Origin of the sequence: Ruminococcus sp. RTP21358st1_G6_RTP21358_211008 (assembly GCF_040908885.1) — a bacterium.
In the GTDB taxonomy this organism is placed as follows: Bacteria; Bacillota; Clostridia; order Lachnospirales; family Lachnospiraceae; genus Blautia_A; species Blautia_A faecis.
Genome location: NZ_JBDGDM010000006.1, coordinates 1 through 19,102, shown reverse-complemented (window position 1 = coordinate 19,102; position 19,102 = coordinate 1). Strand labels below are relative to the sequence as shown.

The 19,102-nt window shown below is 42.6% G+C and carries 18 protein-coding genes and 2 pseudogenes; 6 read left to right on the top strand and 14 right to left on the bottom strand.

The genetic code is table 11. From position 1 onward, the window contains the following. The first annotated feature begins 132 nt into the window (after positions 1–132). From AB5Z12_RS03460 to phnE, 4 genes are all read left to right on the top strand, one after another. Complete coding sequence (locus AB5Z12_RS03460; protein ID WP_148461650.1) at positions 133–1,419, top strand: O-acetylhomoserine aminocarboxypropyltransferase/cysteine synthase family protein; 1,287 nt, start codon at positions 133–135, stop codon at positions 1,417–1,419. 767 nt (positions 1,420–2,186) lie between these two features. Further along, a complete protein-coding gene (locus tag AB5Z12_RS03455; protein ID WP_148461651.1) occupies positions 2,187–3,218 on the top strand; it encodes a phosphate/phosphite/phosphonate ABC transporter substrate-binding protein in 1,032 nt (343 codons plus the stop codon). Positions 3,219–3,311: 93 nt separating this feature from the next. Next, the gene (phnC, locus tag AB5Z12_RS03450; protein WP_148461652.1) at positions 3,312–4,091 is read left to right on the top strand and encodes a phosphonate ABC transporter ATP-binding protein; all 780 of its coding nucleotides are present in this window, start codon (positions 3,312–3,314) and stop codon (positions 4,089–4,091) included. Further along, on the top strand, positions 4,084–5,634 hold the full coding sequence (phnE, locus tag AB5Z12_RS03445) for a phosphonate ABC transporter, permease protein PhnE (RefSeq protein ID WP_148461653.1): 1,551 nt from the start codon (positions 4,084–4,086) through the stop codon (positions 5,632–5,634). Before phnC ends, phnE begins: the two co-directional genes overlap by 8 nt. A gap of 99 nt (positions 5,635–5,733) precedes the next feature. On the opposite strand, the gene AB5Z12_RS03440 is transcribed toward phnE, so the two are convergent. The 6 genes from AB5Z12_RS03440 to AB5Z12_RS03415 all read right to left on the bottom strand — a co-directional run bounded on the left by AB5Z12_RS03440 (position 5,734) and on the right by AB5Z12_RS03415 (position 13,171). Further along, on the bottom strand, positions 5,734–7,725 hold the full coding sequence (locus tag AB5Z12_RS03440; protein ID WP_368356917.1) for a TIM-barrel domain-containing protein: 1,992 nt from the start codon (positions 7,723–7,725) through the stop codon (positions 5,734–5,736). Positions 7,726–7,818: 93 nt separating this feature from the next. Continuing rightward, positions 7,819–9,492 (bottom strand): alpha-glucosidase, encoded by a 1,674-nt coding sequence (locus AB5Z12_RS03435; RefSeq protein ID WP_368356918.1) that lies wholly within the window; start codon positions 9,490–9,492, stop codon positions 7,819–7,821. Between the two features lie 103 nt (positions 9,493–9,595). Continuing rightward, complete coding sequence (locus tag AB5Z12_RS03430) at positions 9,596–10,438, bottom strand: carbohydrate ABC transporter permease (protein ID WP_173769318.1); 843 nt, start codon at positions 10,436–10,438, stop codon at positions 9,596–9,598. Beyond that, positions 10,435–11,322 carry a carbohydrate ABC transporter permease gene (locus AB5Z12_RS03425; RefSeq protein WP_195379430.1) on the bottom strand — a complete coding sequence of 296 codons (888 nt, stop codon included), beginning with the start codon at positions 11,320–11,322 and terminating at the stop codon, positions 10,435–10,437. The genes AB5Z12_RS03430 and AB5Z12_RS03425 overlap by 4 nt, the downstream gene beginning before the upstream one ends. A 130-nt stretch (positions 11,323–11,452) precedes the next feature. Next, positions 11,453–12,718, bottom strand: a complete 1,266-nt coding sequence (locus AB5Z12_RS03420; protein ID WP_173735079.1) for an ABC transporter substrate-binding protein — start codon at positions 12,716–12,718, stop codon at positions 11,453–11,455. Positions 12,719–13,051: 333 nt separating this feature from the next. Continuing rightward, the gene (locus tag AB5Z12_RS03415) at positions 13,052–13,171 is read right to left on the bottom strand and encodes a DUF6783 domain-containing protein (protein WP_313721529.1); all 120 of its coding nucleotides are present in this window, start codon (positions 13,169–13,171) and stop codon (positions 13,052–13,054) included. On the opposite strand from AB5Z12_RS03415, the pseudogene AB5Z12_RS03410 reads away from it, so the two are divergent. Further along, a pseudogene (locus AB5Z12_RS03410) lies at positions 13,130–13,231 on the top strand (DUF6783 domain-containing protein); the annotation flags it as partial. The gene AB5Z12_RS03415 and the pseudogene AB5Z12_RS03410 overlap by 42 nt on opposite strands. A gap of 34 nt (positions 13,232–13,265) precedes the next feature. On the opposite strand, the gene AB5Z12_RS03405 reads toward AB5Z12_RS03410, so the two are convergent. Genes AB5Z12_RS03405 through AB5Z12_RS03395 form a run of 3 tightly spaced genes read right to left on the bottom strand, consistent with a single transcriptional unit; the run spans position 13,266 to position 15,000 of the window. Beyond that, positions 13,266–14,273: a LacI family DNA-binding transcriptional regulator gene (locus AB5Z12_RS03405; protein ID WP_173735080.1), complete on the bottom strand. Its 1,008-nt coding sequence runs from the start codon at positions 14,271–14,273 to the stop codon at positions 13,266–13,268. Further along, positions 14,270–14,773, bottom strand: coding sequence for a GNAT family N-acetyltransferase (locus AB5Z12_RS03400; protein WP_173735081.1), 504 nt, complete (start codon positions 14,771–14,773; stop codon positions 14,270–14,272). Before AB5Z12_RS03400 ends, AB5Z12_RS03405 begins: the two co-directional genes overlap by 4 nt. Continuing rightward, positions 14,770–15,000 (bottom strand): hypothetical protein, encoded by a 231-nt coding sequence (locus AB5Z12_RS03395; RefSeq protein ID WP_173735064.1) that lies wholly within the window; start codon positions 14,998–15,000, stop codon positions 14,770–14,772. The genes AB5Z12_RS03400 and AB5Z12_RS03395 overlap by 4 nt, the downstream gene beginning before the upstream one ends. A gap of 184 nt (positions 15,001–15,184) precedes the next feature. Between AB5Z12_RS03395 and AB5Z12_RS03390 the strand changes: the two genes are divergently transcribed. Further along, on the top strand, positions 15,185–15,505 hold the full coding sequence (locus AB5Z12_RS03390; RefSeq protein ID WP_173735065.1) for a hypothetical protein: 321 nt from the start codon (positions 15,185–15,187) through the stop codon (positions 15,503–15,505). On the opposite strand, the pseudogene AB5Z12_RS03385 reads toward AB5Z12_RS03390, so the two are convergent. The 5 genes and pseudogenes from AB5Z12_RS03385 to AB5Z12_RS03365 form a co-directional block, all read right to left on the bottom strand. Then, positions 15,506–15,667, bottom strand: a pseudogene (locus AB5Z12_RS03385) (carbohydrate kinase); the annotation flags it as partial. Continuing rightward, positions 15,651–17,015 carry an MFS transporter gene (locus tag AB5Z12_RS03380; protein ID WP_368356919.1) on the bottom strand — a complete coding sequence of 455 codons (1,365 nt, stop codon included), beginning with the start codon at positions 17,013–17,015 and terminating at the stop codon, positions 15,651–15,653. The pseudogene AB5Z12_RS03385 and the gene AB5Z12_RS03380, both read right to left, overlap by 17 nt. Before the next feature lie 18 nt (positions 17,016–17,033). Further along, positions 17,034–17,426, bottom strand: a complete 393-nt coding sequence (locus tag AB5Z12_RS03375; protein ID WP_005611436.1) for a VOC family protein — start codon at positions 17,424–17,426, stop codon at positions 17,034–17,036. A 9-nt stretch (positions 17,427–17,435) separates the two neighbouring features. After that, on the bottom strand, positions 17,436–18,464 hold the full coding sequence (locus AB5Z12_RS03370; protein WP_368356920.1) for a zinc-binding dehydrogenase: 1,029 nt from the start codon (positions 18,462–18,464) through the stop codon (positions 17,436–17,438). A 236-nt stretch (positions 18,465–18,700) separates the two neighbouring features. Further along, positions 18,701–19,102: group II intron maturase-specific domain-containing protein (locus AB5Z12_RS03365; RefSeq protein WP_368368557.1), on the bottom strand; the 402-nt coding region annotated here is incomplete at its 5' end.

Here is a 19,102-nt window from a genome sequence, read left to right as displayed (position 1 = left end):
CATGATTTCGCGCCGCAATTTGCACCAAGCCGTTGCTATTTTTATAAAAAAATGATACTATATCTTTATGTGAATGCTCTCTGTGAACACTTTTCCACAGGGAGCTTATTTTACCAGAAGAGGAGACACATCATGAACAATTACAGAATGGGAACAAAATGTGTTCAGGCCGGATATAAACCGGGAAATGGTGAACCAAGACAGATCCCGATCATTCAGTCAACAACATTCAAATACGACACCAGCGAGGATATGGGAAAACTTTTCGACCTTGAAGCTGAGGGTTATTTCTACTCCCGCCTTCAGAATCCTACCTGCGACCATGTTGCAGCCAAGATTGCTGCAATGGAGGGTGGAACTGCAGCTATGCTCACTTCTTCCGGACAGGCAGCCAATTTCATGGCTCTGTTCAATATCTGTGAGTGCGGAGACCACATTGTGGCTTCTTCTTCCATTTATGGCGGAACCTTCAACTTAATCTCTGTTACCATGGCCAAAATGGGTATCACCGCAACCTTTGTTTCCCCAGATGCTACTGAAGAAGAATTAAACGCAGCTTTCAAGCCAAATACCAAAGTTATGTTCGGCGAAACCATTGCGAATCCGGCACTTACCGTCCTGGATATTGAACTTTTTGCAAAAGTTGCTCACGAACATGGGGTTCCCCTTGTAGTCGATAACACCTTCCCTACACCAGTAAACTGCCGCCCCATCGAATGGGGTGCTGACATTGTTACTCACTCCACCACCAAATACATGGACGGACATGGTGCAGCATTAGGCGGTGCTATAATTGATGGCGGTCACTTTGACTGGATGGCGCACAAAGACCGATATCCAGGACTTTGCACGCCAGATGAGAGCTATCACGGAATTACATATGCTGAGAAATTTGGAAAAGAAGGCGCATTCATCACGAAATGTACCGCTCAGCTTATGCGTGATTTCGGTTCCATGCAGTCCCCGAACAGTGCTTTCATCCTGAATCTCGGACTGGAGTCCTTGCATGTACGCATGCCGAAGCATGTGGAGAATGGACAGGCTGTAGCAGAATTTCTGGAAAGCCATCCGAAGGTAGCTTACGTAAATTACCCTGGACTTCCATCTAATAAATACTATGACAGAGCGAAGAAATATCTGCCAAACGGCGGCTGCGGTGTTGTCTCCTTCGGTCTGAAGGGCGGCCGTGAAGCAGCTTCCACCTTTATGCAGAACTTAAAGCTTGGCGCAATTGAGACTCACGTAGCAGATGCAAGAACCTGCTGCCTGAACCCTGCCACCTCCACCCACAGACAGATGACAGACGAGCAGCTCATTGAAGCTGGCGTACCGGCAGAGCTGATCCGTATCAGTCTTGGTCTTGAGGATAAAGAGGATCTGATCGCGGATATTTCCAATGCGCTGGATGCAATTAAATAATTGCATGCTTTCCACAATAACGGATTGAAATTATAGAGTTTTACACTTTTTATAACTATTCCTACACATAAATCCCCATAACAGACCTTAAATTTGATCTGTTACGGGGATTTTTCTTTTCCTCACTAAAGCATATACCACGTCAATTATTTTCGATGGAGAACTGCCATGTTTTTTTTCCATATTATTGAACTTCGAATAAGCAATAACTTCTCCATCTCCATTTTTACATTTTTACATTTTTACAAATGCTATACCAGAATTTTTTATTGTAATTCCAGGACAGGTATGATACAATTTATCCGGTTAACGGAATGCAGTGCCAGGGGGAGCGCCCTTGTGCTGCGGTCAGAATTTGTGATGACGAAAACCAGATTGCGAGGGAGCCCGTAGGTCCGGGTTGAGAGGATCCCGTCAGGATCGACCGAAACCTGTTCACCTGTTTTTTTGCAGGTGGATTGTCAGCATCTGCTCGAAAGTCATTTTCGATACATGCTGGGAGGCATGTATTTTTATTTACATGAATAATGAGCCCTTCTCACCATGGCATATTTGAGAGTCCATTGCTGTAATCTCTATTCCCAGCTTTGCAGAAAAATTTTTTCAAACATTCTATAGTAAGAAATTGGGCAATTTTCTCGTTATAACCGACTTCCAGCAGAAATAAAGTTACTGCCCATTTTATTCGCAGCGATTCGCTTTGCGTCATATTTCAAATGCGCAGTAACACATTATATGATCAAACAAAAGCATGGAGGTATTTCACTATGAAGAAACACATTGTATCCGCACTTTCCCTGGCATTATGCCTGGGACTTACCGTTGGGAGCACTGTCACTGTTTTTGCAGAGGACACCAAAACCATTGATTCTCTGAAGATTGCATTTTCCCCATATGCAGATTCCGACACCATCACCACTGCTACAGAGCCGCTGGAAGATTTACTGAAGGAAACATTGCTCACCAAGGGGTATGACGTGGAGAACGTGGACATGACAGTAGGTACAAGCTACACCGCTGTTGGCCAGGCTTTAAGTGCAGGAAGCGCAGATATCGGATTTATTTCCGGCGGAAATTACGTACTTTTCTCTGATGACTGTGACGTTCTTCTTACCGCCCTTCGCTATGGAATCAACAAAGATTCTGATGATCCGAAAGATTGGAATGATGGTACAATCGAAGAAAACACCGATGAGATGTCTACCTATTACCGTTCTATTATTCTGGCAGGTCCAAGCGAAAAGGGACAGGCTTTACTGGAAAAGGTAAATAACGGCGAAGAGCTTACCTGGGATGATCTGAACGATGCTACCTGGGCTGTTATGGGACCAACTTCAGCTTCCGGTTATATTTATCCAAGCTTATGGCTGAACGAAAAATATGGAAAGGGAATCAGTGATCTGGCAAATGCGGTAGAATCTGATTCTTATACAACCTCTCTTGCACGTCTGGCTTCCGGACAGGCTGATGTGATGGTTTCTTATGGCCACATCCGTACCAAATACGCACCGGAATGGAAAGAGACCTTCGGAGGTACAGATGATATGGTAAATCAGACTGGTGTGATCGGAGTTACAGATAAGATTTACAATGATATGATTGCCTACAGCAAAACTTCTGAAGTTATGCAGGATGAAGATTTCCGCCAGGCGCTGGGAGATTCCTTTATTGAGATTGCGAATACGGACGAGGGAAAAGATATTATCAGCGTGTTCAGCCAGGTTGGATATGAATGGGGCGATGACTCCAATTACGATGGCGAACGAGAGGCGCAGGAGCTGCTGAAGTCTATGGAATAGACTTCAACTTTTCTGAATAGTTACAAAATATTTTAAACTGCCGGGGCAGATTATTTGCCTCGGCAGTAGTTTTAAACGAGGTCAATTTTATCTATGAATTTACAGATTCAGCATATCGCAAAAAAATTTCATAATGGCACAAAAGCCCTGGCAGATGTGGATTTCTCCGTCTCACAGGGGGAATTTGTCTCGGTGATCGGGCCTTCGGGGGCGGGGAAGACAACGCTCTTTCGCATTCTCAATGGAATGATGGAGTGCACTGGCGGACAGGTGCTTCTGGATGATAAGCGCTTTGATTCTCTAAAAGGAAGGAAAAAACGTGAACTGCAAAAATCCATCGCAACTATTTATCAGGACTTTTGTCTGGTGGAGAATTCTACCTGTCTGAAGAATGTGCTGACTGCCGGACTTCCGGATATGGGATTTTTCCAGGGCGTGTTTGGACTTTATGGAAAAACACGTAAAGAAGAAGCTCTGAAACTGCTGGATCGGGTTGGACTTCTGGAAAAGGCAGAGGAACCGATTAAGAATCTGTCTGGCGGACAAAAGCAAAGGGTGGCAATTGCAAGAGCACTTATGCGGCACCCGGCGATCCTGCTGGCAGATGAACCGGTGGCGTCTCTTGATCCAGTTACCGGGAGACAGATTCTAGAGTTGCTGAAGAGTATTCATGAGACTGATGGTGTCACCATTTTAATGAACAGCCATAATCTGGAATTCTCCCAGGAGTTCTCCGACCGACTTATTGGTCTGAAAGATGGCAAGGTTGTATTTGACGGTAAGACTGCTGATCTGACTGATTCTATCACTACACAAATTTATAACAAAAATGATACTCAGATAGAGAATAAGCGAGGTGTCGCTTATGAATGATAACAAAACAAGCAAAAATTCCATTGTGGCAAAATTTGCTGTTCCAATTTCTTTTCTGATTTTGTTTTTCCTTGCAGCAAATTTCACAGACTGTGACCTTGTAACTTTCTGGAAACGAAGGAACCACCTCACCGACCTGGTCGTGGATATGATCCCGCCAGATTTTTCTTATATTCAGAAGATCCTGCTACCGCTTTTTTACACCATTCAGATGTCTGTTACCGGAACGGTACTTGGCACCTTTTTTGCCCTTGTACTCTCGCCTTTTGGCGCTGCAAACTTAGGATTTCCAGCTGTAATACGACGGATACTTAGAATTGTAATCCAGATTCTCCGTTCTTTTCCAGCCTTGATTCTGGCGCTTACTGCTACCTTTCTTTTCGGGCTTGGAACCTTTGCAGGTACTTTTGCCATTACCTTGTACACCTTTGCCATTATGACAAAACTTACCTACGAGGATGCAAGTGCCGCCGATGTAAAAGCTTACCAGGCACTTCGGGCTATGGGTGTTTCAAAGTATGTAGCTTATATCCATGGAATTCTACCAGAGATCATTCCTGGATTTCTCACCAATGCACTTTACCTGTTGGAAACCAATGTACGGCACAGCTCCATTTTAGGATATGTGGGAGCTGGCGGTATCGGACTGCTTCTCAATGAGAAGATTTCCTGGTTGGAGTATGACAAAGTGGGGACCATTCTGCTGATGCTGTTTCTAACAGTGTGTGTGATTGAATATTTCAGTCGGTATCTGGCCGCCTTGATACGAAAAGAGCGCACAATAAAAAAAGAGCAGGCCAGACTGCTGCTTCTGTTTCTGGCTGCCCTGTTTCTGATCTGCACGTTTACCCTTTCCCTGCCGGATTTTTCCAGAACCAGTCCACAGACTTTGCGAAATATGTTTGCTGGCTTTCTGCAGCCAGACTGGAGCTTCTTTTTCTCGGCTGAAAAAGATGGGCTTGGGTATCTTTTACTGGAAACAGTGTGCATTGCTTTTATTGGAACGGTAATCGGAGCCATTGTATCTGCACCGCTGGCTTTTCTAAATACCAAACGTTTCGTACCTGCTCCTGTGTCCTTTCTTTTTAACCTGGTGATCATGGTAATCCGTTCGGTGCCTTTTCTGGTGTATGGACTGATTTTCATCCGGGTATCCGGGCCAGGAGCTTTCACAGGAGTGCTGACATTGGCCGTATGCAGTATCGGACTTCTCACCAAAAGATTTACAGAAGCACTAGATGCCCTGGACCCTCGTCCCTATCATGCGCTGCTGGCCATGGGGGTCCGTCCTCTTCCCGCCATCTGCCACAGTGTCCTGCCGCAGCTGAAGCCTGTTTTCACCTCTATCATCCTCTACCGGTTTGATGTAAACATCCGTGAAGCTTCCGTTCTCGGTCTGGTAGGCGCAGGCGGAATCGGAGCGCCCCTTATTTTTTCCATGAATCAATATGCCTGGGAAAAAGCTGGTGCAATCATGCTGGGATTGATTCTGTTTGTGTGGTTTATCGATATGGTATCTGAAAAAATCGGAGCTGGCAATTGATGGCCAGCTCCGATTTTCTGTCTTCTGGATCCTGTTTAAAAAATCTTTTAAACCTCGTCGTGAAATTTCCAAAGACTTTCAAGGGATCTTTTCATTCTGTTATTTTTCTAATTTTCTATAATTCTCAGCCTTATCGTACTCCTTATGCACGCCATCATCCTCGTACAAAGTATAACTGCTGCCTTCATATCCCAGCATAGTGAGTTTGGAAGTATCAATATCCTTCACACACTCCGCAGCCTCTGCAACCGGAATACACTTACCACTACGGATAAACAGAGGCACTTCATTTAAGGCAACCTCCACATAATGAACGCCCTTTTCCAGAATCTCCTCAGAAATGCTTCCGTCTGTCAGAAATTTCACAAACTTCATTTCTTCCGGAAGGTAAACATAACGCCCTCTTGCGTTCTGCTCGTAAACCGGTGCGATCATAATCTCATTTCCAAGGATCAGCTGGTCTTCCACCCGGATTGCCATCTTATCATCCGGATAAACAAAGCCAAGTGGTTTGAAATACATATCATCGTTTAAAGCGGCCTTCATGTATTCGCTGTACAGATACGGAACAAGGCGGTATCTCGTATTTACCACATTTCGGAAATCCTCAACATTCTCAAACTGATAGCACTCTTGCTCTCTTGTTCCGATTGCGGAATGGTTACGCATAAGCGGAGTAAATACCCCAAGTGCCATATGGCGAAGCACCAGGTCTCTTGTTGCATCCGCACCAAATCCACCAAGATCTGCTCCTGTGTAAAGGAATCCGCACATATTCAAAGACGGCAGCATTTTCAGGTTCAGAAGAATGTGTGACCACCAGGATTTATTGTCTCCCATCCAGATTCCGCCGTAACGGTGCATTCCAATATAGGAGGAACGGGAAAACATCAGGAAACGCTTCTCCGGATCAATGCGGTCGAATGCTTCGCCTGCTGCTCTTGTCATATTGTAGCCAAACAGGTTATGTACCTTGTCGTGACGGATCTTTTTGCCATCCACATTATGATAAAATCTGCGGTAATCTTCTGGGTTGTTTGCGAGTCCGTTTGGCTCGCCCTGCATTTTCCAAATGTGGATCTTACCTTCTTTATCCTGGTAAAACTCTCCGGCAAGTTTCTTCGCCTCTTCCATTCCCTCTGAGGAATAGAAAATAGCAGGCTCATTCATATCGTTCCAGAAGCCTTCAATCCCCTGTCTAATAAGGAAGCTGTATTTGTCTCCAAACCACTTTCTGGCATCCTTGTTCAGAAAATCCGGGAAATGAGTATCCCCCGGCCATACGGCTGCCACAAAATCACTTCCGTCCTCCCGCTGGCAGAAGTATCTTTTTTCCACACCTTCCTCGTAAACCTCATAGCCGCTTTCCACTTTTACACCAGCATCAATAATAGGGATCAGGCGTAGCTCCTGGTCTTTCATCTCTTTTACAAAATCCGGGAAATCAGGGAAATTCTCCGGATTCAACGTAAAGTCCTTGTAGGAATCCATATAATCAATATCCATGTAGATCATGTCCAGGGGAATGTGATTCTCACGGTATCCTGCTGCCACCTTGCGAAAATCCTCCTTGGTGGTATATCCCCATCTGCTCTGTCCGAAACCAAATGCAAATTTCGGGGGAATATAGCTGCGTCCGATCACATGGCGAAACTGCTTTACAATATCATAAGCAGACTCACCCCCGATCACATACACATCCAGATCTGCATCTGCACATGTCACCTTCAGGGTATCCATTCTGGTGTACCCAATGTCAAAGGTCAGTTCAGACGGATAATCGAAAAATAGACCGAAGGTTGTCTTTCCACTTACGATAATAAGGTTGTGGGCACCATACAGGGAGCGTTTGTCCTCCGTGTGGTTTGGATCATCGGTACAATTGCTGATGTAGCAGTAACCTCTTTTGTTGATTCCACGGTTGGCCTCTCCAAGCCCGTAGACAATATCCTCCTCATCCATCACATAGGTAAAATCAAAGCCACTCTCCAGGCTGATCTTCCCATATGGAAAAGCACCATCCGCTGTCTCAATCTCCTCTGTCAGCGCCTCCGTATTAAAAGGAGCGCCGTATCTGAACTTTCTGATCATAACATTCTTCCTCGTCTTTCATAAAAAGGGGCAAGAAATTTTGCCCCTTTCAGTCTGTTTTTGCTGCTGTCTGCTTCGCGTCCAGTAACCTGTTTATTTATATAACACAAATGCCTCATAAGGTTTCAGCACGACCTTGCCCGCAAATACTTTTCGGTCAAGGTTTGTAATCAGGCACCGGGAACCTTCAAATTCTGCAGGAACTTCAAATTCTGCAGACTGCTCACTGAAATTGCAGACTGTAAGAAGTCTTTCCTCATCCAGCTTTCTTGTATATGCGAAAATCTGATCATCCTCACGGCAAAGAGGTTCAAACTCACCGTACACAATAATATCTTTCTCCTTGCGAAGAGCGATCAGTTTCTGATAATAATGGAAAATGGAATCCAGATCATCCAACTGACTGGCTGCATTGATTTCTTTACAGTTTGGATTTATTTTAATCCACGGCTCCCCATCTGTAAAACCTGCTTTTTCTGAACCGTCCCACTGCATAGGTGTTCTTGCATTATCACGGCTTCTGAGCATCAGACATTTCATCATGTAATCCGGCTCCATCAGCCCTGCATCTGTCAGCTCTGTATAATACTGAATGCTCTCAATATCCTTATAATCTTCCAGCTTATGGAAATATGCGTTTGTCATGCCAAGCTCTTCTCCCTGGTATACATAAGGGGTTCCCTGCATCATATGAAGACAGGTTGCCAGCATTTTTGCAGAAGTCTCTCGGTATGCCGGATTGTCATTTCCAAATCTGGAAACGCTTCTTGGCTGATCATGATTTCCCAGGAAAAGACTGTTCCATGCTTTTCCCTGAAGTTCCTCCTGCCATTTGATCATCGTCTTTTTGAAAGCCTTAAAGTCATATCTGTCAGTGGTCCATTTGCCAAACTCCGCATGCGGGGAAGCATCTTCTACATGTTCAAACTGGAACACCATATTCAGCTCGCCACTGTCTTCCCCGGCATATTTCTGTGCCTCTTCAATGGTAACACCAGAAGTTTCCCCAACTGTCATGATATCATATTTAGACAATACCTCACGGTTCATTTCCTGTAAAAATTCATGGACCCGCGGACCGTGAACGCTGTATGGACCGAAATCTCCATACAGGCCGCTTTTCACTTCTCCATCCGGGAAAGCCTGATCCTTTGAAATCATACTGATCACATCCATACGGAAGCCGTCGATTCCCTTGTCACACCAGAATTTCATCATATCGTAAACTTCCTGGCGCACTTTCTCATTTTCCCAGTTCAGATCCGGCTGTTTTTTGGAAAACAGGTGCAGGTAATACATCTGTGTCTCATTGTCGTATTCCCATGCAGAACCGCCGAATGCACCGCCCCAGTTATTTGGCTCTTTTCCGTTTACCGGATTTTTCCAGATGTAATAGTCACGGTACGGATTATCCTTGGACTTTTTGCTCTCCAGGAACCACTGATGTTCGTCTGAAGTATGATTTACAACCAGGTCCATCAGCACCTTGATTCCACGCTCATGCGCCTGAAAAAGTAACTCCTCGTAATCCTGCATGGTTCCGTAATCTTTGTAAATTCTGCGATAATCTGAAATATCATAGCCATTGTCATCCTGTGGGGACTCCAGCATAGGTGAGATCCACAGAACATTTACCCCAAGTTCCTTCAGATAATCAAGTTTCTCTATAATTCCTCTGATATCACCAATTCCATCCCCATTGCTGTCATTGAAGCTTTTTGGATAGATTTGGTATACAATACTTTCTTTCCACCAGTTCTTCTTCATTTCCTGGCTGTCCTCCTGATATTCTATATTTATTTTCCCACAGAATATTCTTGCCCGGTACATGACCGCAGTGAAATATTCCCATGGCGCGTATTTGTTTTCTCTATTTTACTGCACCGGCTACTACACCATTCATGATCCATTTCTGACAGAAAATATACACAATCAGCACTGGAAGCAGAACAAGCAGATAAGAAGCAAATGCCAGATTATAATCAACAGAAAACTGTTTTTTAAATACATACTGGGCAAGCTGCAGTGTCTGTTGGCTTTCATCACTTAACAGTACCAATGGCATGGTAAAGTCATTCCAGGTCCACATGAAGGAAAGGATCGCTACTGTAGCTGTGGTAGGCTTCAGAACCGGGAAAATAATCCTGGAAAAAATCTGAATCGGATTTGCCCCGTCAATCATGGCTGCTTCGTCAAGTGCCTCCGGGATTGCCTTTACTGCCCCTGTATAAAGGAACGTATTCATAGGAAGACCGAAAATAATGTACAGGAATGTAATTCCGAAAATATTATCCAGGTGAAAAGCATTTGCCTGCACAACCAGCGGAAGCATGATTACCTGGAACGGTATAAACATGGCACTGATAAAGTAATAATACATGAGGGAAAAGAATTTGCTCTTTTTACGGTTTCTTGTGATGGCATAAGCGGCAAAAGAGTTTGTGATCAGTGTAAAAATCAGATTCACCACTGTGATAAATGCTGTATTAAGAAACTTTCTTGGAAAATTTGTCATTACCCAGGCATCTGCAAAGTTCTGAAGTCTGATTTTTCTTGGCAGTGCCAGAATGTTGTTCATATCTGTTGGATCCTTGATGGCAATCATCAGTGCCATATAAAGAGGCAGCAGGATGACAAGTACGATTCCAATGATCAGAAGGATCGTAACAGGCCAGTTGTAACGCTCTTTTACTTTCACTGTATTCTGTTTCATCCTAATTTTTCCTCCCTCTTCTCAAGTACACGCAGCTGGAATACGGAAATCAGTACCACTACCACAAAAAGCATAACCGCATTGGCTGACTGATAAGCGAACTGTCCGCCTCCGAAGCCCTTTTTGTAGATCAATACTGCAATAGATGTTGTGCTGGTTCCAGGACCGCCATCTGTCATAGCCATGATCTGATCGTAAACCATCAGATAACCCTTTGCGGAAAGTACCATATTGATGGTAAAAGATGGTGCCAGCAGAGGGAACGTGATTTTGCTGAATCTTTTTAAGCCGGTCGCTCCATCCAGGTCAGCAGCCTCATATACATCTGTGTCAATGGACTGAAGTCCTGCAATGTAGATCAAGGTGTTAAAAGCGCATCCGATCCATAAGGATACCGCAACAATTCCCCAGATAGCATAATTGGTTCCAAGAATATTTACACTTAAAGCTTTGATTCCAAGGCCTTTTCCCAGCTGTGGAATCAGGTTCGCAAAAATATAGTTGAAAATAAATCCTACGATCAGACTTCCCAGCATATATGGAAGGAAATAAAAAGCTTTGATTGTGTTTTTAAACTTGATCTTTGCATTTAATGCACAGGCCAGGATCAGACTGATCACGTTTACCAGAATAGTAGTGATCACCGCAAATTTGAATGTAAACAAATATGCATTTCCTGTATCCACATCAGAAAACATATGGATATAATTTCGAAGTCCTACAAAATTCCACTCTCCATATCCTCTCCAGTCTGTAAAACTGTACATAACACCTTTTAAGAATGGAATGGTGTGGAAAGTGAAAAACAGAACTGCAAGAATTCCTACATAAATGTAGTAAACCCGGTTAACAGCAGGTTTTTTCCGTGGGGCTTTATTCTTCATGGAATCCTCCCTTATTTTCTTACAAGGCTGCTGTTCACTTAGTGGCCAGCAGCCTTACAATTCATACGGATCAAAAGGTGACAGTTCACGTTCTTCACCTTTCGCCTGTATTTTCCATCAGTCACATAGATCAGTCTACATTTGCAATGTCATATTTCTCATCGCACTGTGCAAGGAACTGATTTATGTTCTCCTCGTTGTCCATTCCGTTTGTGTAGTTCAGGCACATTTCGGTCAGAAGTGCGGACATATCAAATCCGGATGGATAGTAATGATCTGGGAAGTTTGCAACCTTTCCAGCTGCAATATCTTCTTTCACACCTGCCACTGTCTCATTCTCCTGCTCTACACCTTTTACAGCTGAGAAAGCAAACTGATCATCAATGTACATTTTTGCATTTTCTGGCTCAAGCATAAAGGATACAAATTCTTTTGCCACTTCTTCATTTGCACTGTCTTTGCATACGCCAAGAAGTATATCTACACCAGAGGTTACATAGTTCTGGGATTCCTCATTGGAAGCCGGGAATGCAAACATATCCACATTGATATCTTTATTTGCATTTTTGTACTGGTTGACTGCCCAGTTTCCATTGATGATCATGGCAGCTTCTCCATTTGCAAAAGCTTTGTTTCCATCGTCGTAGGTTAGTCCCATAAAATCGTCCTGAGCATAGTCAAGAAGCTTCATATATTTTTCTGCAATTTCCTCGTGGGTTCCAACAAATGTGGTCTTGCCGGCTTTACGTTCATCATTAAAGCTCTCCGGAGCAAGGTCAGATGCAATACTGTTCCATGGGCAGTTACTTGTCCATGCATCTTTGTATGTCATAAGAAGTGGCTGTTCACCTGCATCCTGAAGTTTCTCGAGTACATCAATGAATTCGTCCCATGTTTTTGGAATCTCAATGCCATATTCTTTGAATTTGTCAACGTTATAAATGACACCGGAAGCGTTTGTTGCATACGGAACGCCATATGCTTTCTCTTCTTTATCCTTATTTACATCATATACCATCTGAAGGTAGGATTCCTGAATATTGGAAATGTAATCCTCGCTGCTTAAGTCCACCAGCATTCCGGCACTTTCTACCTCTGTGTAGTTGTTGTCACCGCCCATTGCAACGATATCCGGCATATCATTCTTCGCCATTCTGGTCTTTAATACAGTTCCTGCATCTGCCGGAGCTGTGATCTTGATTGTCACGTCCTCATGTGTCTCATTAAATTTGTCTACCAGCTTCTGAAGAATATCCTTGTTCTCTGCCTTGCTGGAAAAAAGTTCCAGTTCTGTTCCTTTTGCAGAAGAATCTCCCTCAGAGGAACTGCCGCAGCCGGTAACTGTACCAACCAGCAATGTACCTGCCATTAATGTGCAAATAAGTTTCTTGTTCATCTTTCTTTCCTCCATTATTTTACTCAATGAAGGCTGCGCAGCACTTGTTTATTTGAAAGCTTTTCCGGACACGTCTGTCCTGCTTTCCTTTCGGTGGCTTCATAATATCGTAACTTTTCAGCAAAATCAACAGGTTTCTCGAGAAACTTAAATTGTAGACAAACTTTTATTTTGTATTTTGTGCATATTGTATAGTTTTTTATCATGAAGATTCATGAGTTCTCAGATTGTCCCCCCTGTCTTATAATTTCCCCGGATAGCAGGGATTTCATGCAAATTGTTTTCTTTATGTAACAGGAATCCAAACGTAAGCTTCTGTTACGAAAAAAACAGTCAAGCTCCAGAGCGTGTTTGAAAAAGGCTTTCTGCAAGATGTGCGTCACAATTTGTGGGAGATTTCGCCCGGATGAGGGCGCCGTAGCGGGCTACGGCAACCGAATTCGGGTGAAATATACCGCAAAGTGGGGCGTGCAGATTGCGGGAATGATTTTTCAAACAGGCTCTATAGCCTGACTGTCTTCTCTTCAAATTCTTTTGAACGATCTGTTCATATTTTCACAGAATCTCTTTTTACAAGGTACACCGGACTTTTTATATTAAACTCTTTTAACTGCTCCCCGGCAACCATCCGAAGCAGGCGGCTGAACGCCAAATGTGCCTTCTGACCTACATCCTGATGAACTGTTGTAAGTCTTGGACGGACCATTCTGGCATAGATACTGTCGTCGAAGCCGGTAACAGATACCTGTTCCGGAACCTTAATTCCATGATCTGACAAAAAGTTCATGGCCTCAATTGCTGCATAATCTGAGGAAAATGCCACTGCTTTTACCTGCAGAAAACGCGGAAGAAGTTCTTTATATTTCTGGATACGGCGGTTTCTTTCCCCCGGGATCACGATCAGACGAGTGCGGCTACAGAATTTTCCTTCTTTTTCCATAGCCTGCTTAAAGCCCATCCAACGGCTGTAATCACTGTCAATATCTGTTTCTGCAAGAAACAAAGCTTTGTCAAAACCGCAGGAACAGAGGTAACTTCCAATCTGATAGCCGCCTGAATAATCATCCACTCCCACATTCTGGAAAAAATATTCTCCTGCGGGATAGGCATCTATGAGAACCATTTTCTTATTCAGCTTTCTGGACAATTTCCGATATTTTTCATCATTATATCCCAGAATGATCAGTCCTTCTACATTCCATCTGGAAGCAATATCCACCACGTTCTGGATATTCTCCCCTCCGATCAGCATGATATAGTATCCTTTCATTTCAGCTTCCATCTGAATGGTTCCTACCAGTTCTCCTACAAAGGAGTCCTGCAGGGAGTACATTCCATGAGCCTGGGCAAAACCAAGTACCACGCCTATGATCCTGGAACCATGTCCGGACAGCATAACGGAACCCATATGCGGAACATAATTCTGTTCTTTCAGGATTGCCGTTATTTTATCAATGGTTTTCTGGGAAACTCTTTTCGTATTGCCATTTATTACATTTGATACGGTAGTCCTGCTCACTCCCGCCATATCCGCAATATCCTGAAGCCGGATCATCTGATTTTCCTGCTCATATCATGCCATTCTTCCCCGCCCCAAGCGGAACCGGAAATTCCGTTGTCGGTGTAGTCCATTTTTTTGTACATCTCTACTTTGTTATCCAGACAGGTCAGGTACAGGCATTCGCGTCCTCTTTTTTGTTCTCTTTTCACATATTGTGTCATGATTTCACGTGCAAGCCCCTGGTGGCGATACTCTGGAAGAACGTCAAGACCAAGGAGCATAACGTTCTTTCCTTCCGGATTGTGAAGAGTACTATCCGTAAAAAATTCATCACGAAAGACTGCTTCGTCTGTTGCCACCCCATTGAGAAAGCCGGCAACTTTACCTGTTTCTTTATCCACTGCAACCATAAATGTCTCGGGTGCATTTGCCACTCGTTCTCTCATACTCTTGGCAGAGCAGGCCTCATTTGGCGGAAAACAGATCTGCTCAATCTGAATCACCTGGTCTAACTCCTCTGGAAGAATGTCTCTAAATTCGTATTTGGTTGTCATTTTTTCCTCATCCTTTTATATTTCATGCGCTCTCTCCACTTTAATAGCGAAAAAACCGTAAACTCCTTTTTATTATACCTCTGCGTCTTTTTTCCGTCAATGTAAGAACAGCAAACGGCATACCTTGAAATATCCCTTGAAGTGTCCCGGAGGACTTCATCGCCGTACTTATCAATCATCCGTACCAGAAAATCAATGCACCGCTCAAATTCAATATTCTGTTGCATAAGCTCCTCCCGTTATTGTTTTGATCTGAGCTTATTTTACAGAACCTGCTTGAAAACCACATTGAATAGAAATTGATTGTAAATTGACACAATCACTTTAAAAATATCCGCATTTTCTTGAATCGAATATATGTTCGTATTATGATAGATATACTCAATCTTAACTACGAAAGGGGAATTTCTATTGAATCAATGCGATTTTTCTTCTATTAGCACTTGTTTAAAAAACCATATCAGCGAAAGTAATCAAATGAGTCAGCCTGATTTTTTATACGAATTATTTGAAGATTTTATGGATGATCCGGCAAATCAGGATTTTTCAATGGACAACGGTCTGGTTTGCCGCTGGATGACTGGTCAGACTAAAATCAGTCCTAAAATATCCGCTTACTATTCCAAGCCATCCAACCAGAGAAAATTAGCCCATATGTTTAATGCATGGAATGGAAGTAGATTGTTACAAAAAGCTATTTCAAACAATAGGAAATATCTTAGATCTGATTGAAAAAGATGTGCGATACCCAAAGTGGCTTGCAACGGTTAGAAGATTTGCCGGAGCACCGCCGGGATTCTGTTCGAACAATTTTCTCCCATCCTGACTGTGTCCTGCTTCCGTAAAATCAATCAGCAATTCTCCCAATGCCACGATATCAACTTTTTCTTCCATTTTTCAGTTCTTCCACAATCTCGTTATAACGTTTTTTATTTAACCGGTAGAAAAATAATACAACCGCAGTCACAATCCACAGTGCACCTGGAATCGTCGTAAATGCATGTTTCATAATTGAAAGTACAATTGCATTTTGTGTCTGATTTGCAATATAACCATATTTTCCAAGTAATCCTGCTAAAAGTGCTGTTCCAACTGCCATTCCGACTTTATTTCCAAGTGAAATAAATGCATACTGAAAACCATCATTTCTAAGTCCGGTTTTCCACTCCCCATATTCCACACAGTCTGGAATAATTGCATAGATTGCGGTATTAAATCCAGAGAAAAAAAACTGTGTGAGACCAGATAATGCATAAAAAATAGCCGGTGATTCTTTGGCATTGAAGAAAAACATAGTCAACATGAAAATTCCTGTAAATAAAGCAAAGAGAGATGCTGTTCTTCCTTTGTTATTTAACTTGCGGAATAATGGTTGAAAACAGGCTGCCCCGATGATAGAAGGAATAATGATGCACATCGAATAAGTTGTGTAGTAGGAGGCATTCCCTTCCACATATGTAAAGTAATACAGAATATCTGCGTTTCTACCATACAGTGTAAATCCAAATAATATCTGTCCTGCCAATGCAAGAAGATATGGTCTGTTCTGCATGACTGCTTTCAATTGTATCTTTACAGAAATTTTTTCTTTTTCCGGAGTAAGCACTGCCTCTTTCGTCTTCGCAAAGCAGAAGAAATGACAGGCTGTAAAAATACATCCATATATGACCGCAACCGTCAGATATCCTGTCTTTGCACTATGACTGCCGAATTTGCTGAGCAGTGGAACTGTGATAATATTTATCACACCAATTGCAATCATCGCTGCAACCGAACGGGATGTATTTATTTTTGCACGTTCATCAATATCCTGTGTCATAGCACCACACAAGGTTCCATATGGAATATTCACACAGGTATACCCCAAAACCAGCAGACAATATGTAATTACCATATAAATGATCTTTCCATTCTGCGGCCAGTCGGGTCTTGCCCAGAATGTCATAACAAGAAGAATCGCTGTGATTGGTGCCGCTACTAACAGCCATGGACGGTACCGTCCCCATCTCGATTTTGTTTTATCTGTAAGTCCCCCGACGATTGGATCATTGATTGCATCCCAGAATCTTGAAAAAAGCATAAGTGCTGACACCGCCGCCATACTGATTCCGAACACGTCTGTATAAAATATCATCAGAAAATTACTGACGAACATCCAGCTGAAATTACATCCGACATCACCAAACCCATATGCAATCTTACTGATCAGCGGTATTTTTCCATTTTTGTTTTTGCTTCCCATATGTCCCTCCTGTTTTTATCAGAGTTTCTGACAGAACTCTATTCTTTCCTCATTTGGTCCTTTAATCATAAAAAACCTCACACCATTTTCCCAAAATGGCAGTTCTTCGATTCCGTCTGTAATAACCGTGTATTTTTCATTGCAGATTTTCTGATACATACTTTCAATGTCTTCCACATCAAGTGCAACATGCTGGTATGCACCGTCTGACATTGCCGCCTGTCTATTTTCAAAAGTCTCTATACAGTAATTTTTTATCTGTAAAAATGCCACTTTTTCCCCTGCTTTTTCATTATATGTCTGCATAATTTCTTTAAATCCAAGACTCTTATAAAACTCAACTGTTTTCTGTAAATCGTTTGTCGGAAGCCCGACATGGGCAACTCCGACAATTCCATATTTATTTTCCATATAAGCTCCTTACTTTTCACTGACATTGATAATTACTTTCATCGTTGTCTCACGATTATCATCAATATACTGATATGCCTTCAGATAATCTTTAAAAGCAAATGTCTTTGAGATGAGCGGTTTCAAATGAACTTTGCCCTCATTTACCAGTCTGATTCCATCTATATAATCATCATGGCGGTACATCATCGTGCTCTTAATGTCAAGTTCGTGGTCATTTGCCACTGCAAGATCTACTTCTGCCATTCCTGCAAAAACAGCCACCAGTACGATCGTGCTTCCTTTTCTTGCGTATTTAATTGCCTGTCCCATTGTGATATTGTTTCCGGCACAGTCGTAGATCACATCCGCCTTATCCGGTCCAAATGCTTCGATCATTGCCTCACCGAAGTCTTTATTTTTAGTATTCACACACGCATCAATTCCACATTCTTTTGCCTTAGCCAGTCTAAGATCACTGATATCTGTGATCATCACTTTCGCTGCCCCCATTCCTTTTGCTGCCTGCGCCACGAGATTTCCGATCGGTCCTGCACCAAGGACTGCAATATTCATGCCAGCCACATCGCCCATCTGTTTTACACCATGAACTGCCACAGCAAGAGGTTCGATCATAGCTCCTTCTTCATAGGACATATCTTCTGGAATAGGTGTTACTTTCGATGCATCCACTGCAAAATACTCAGATGCTGTTCCTGTCGTCTGAAATCCCATTACTTTTAATTCCTCACAGAGATTATACTTTCCATGACGGCATGGATAGCAATGTCCACAATATACCTGCGGCTCTATCGTCACCTTCTGTCCCACATGAAACTCTGTGACATTTTTTCCAAATTCTGTAATCTCACCGGAAACCTCATGTCCTTGTGTTACCGGATATTTTGTAAACGGATGTTTTCCATGATAAACATGAATATCTGATCCACAAACACCAATATTCATAATCTTTACCAAAACCTGATTTTCCTTTACCTCCGGAACCGGAACCTCTCTGAAAATAATTTCTCCTGGATTTGTCATTACCTGTTGTAACATAATTGTTTCCTCCTTTTTCATGTCGTTTTATTTTATGTTTTATAAAATGTTTTATTAAAGTAATTACATTATTACAATGTAAACACAATTTGTCAATATGTTTTTTCATATTTTTATACATTTCATAATTTTAAAATACATTTTTTGTATATTTTTCACAATTAAATCGAGTAGGAGGCGGTGACTAACCGCCGTCCTCTCACACCACCGTGCGTACCGTTCGGTACACGGCGGTTTCAATAGTTGACGTGCACAGACTGATAGGCTGTGGCTAAATCATAGAAGCCACTGTTTATCAGTCTTTCTTTTGTCATGGCTTTCTTAACTGTCGTCAGATTGGCACAATACCAGTGTCCCCTTCGACAGTTTGCCGCCATGTTCGCATAATATTCATGGATTCCCATTTTTATCAGATTTCTCTTCTTTGTTCTGGGCAATTTCCATTGTTTCCATATACACATACGTATTCTGTGATAGAGCCATCCGTTGACGTCATCTATGTTGTTCTTCATACTTGCAATTCCGTAATAGTTAAGCCATCCCCTCGCATATACCTTAATCTTCTCAAGGCTTGGCTTGATTGACTGACATCGCTTACGGGAAGATAACTCCTTCAGTCTAGACTTAAACTTCTTCCA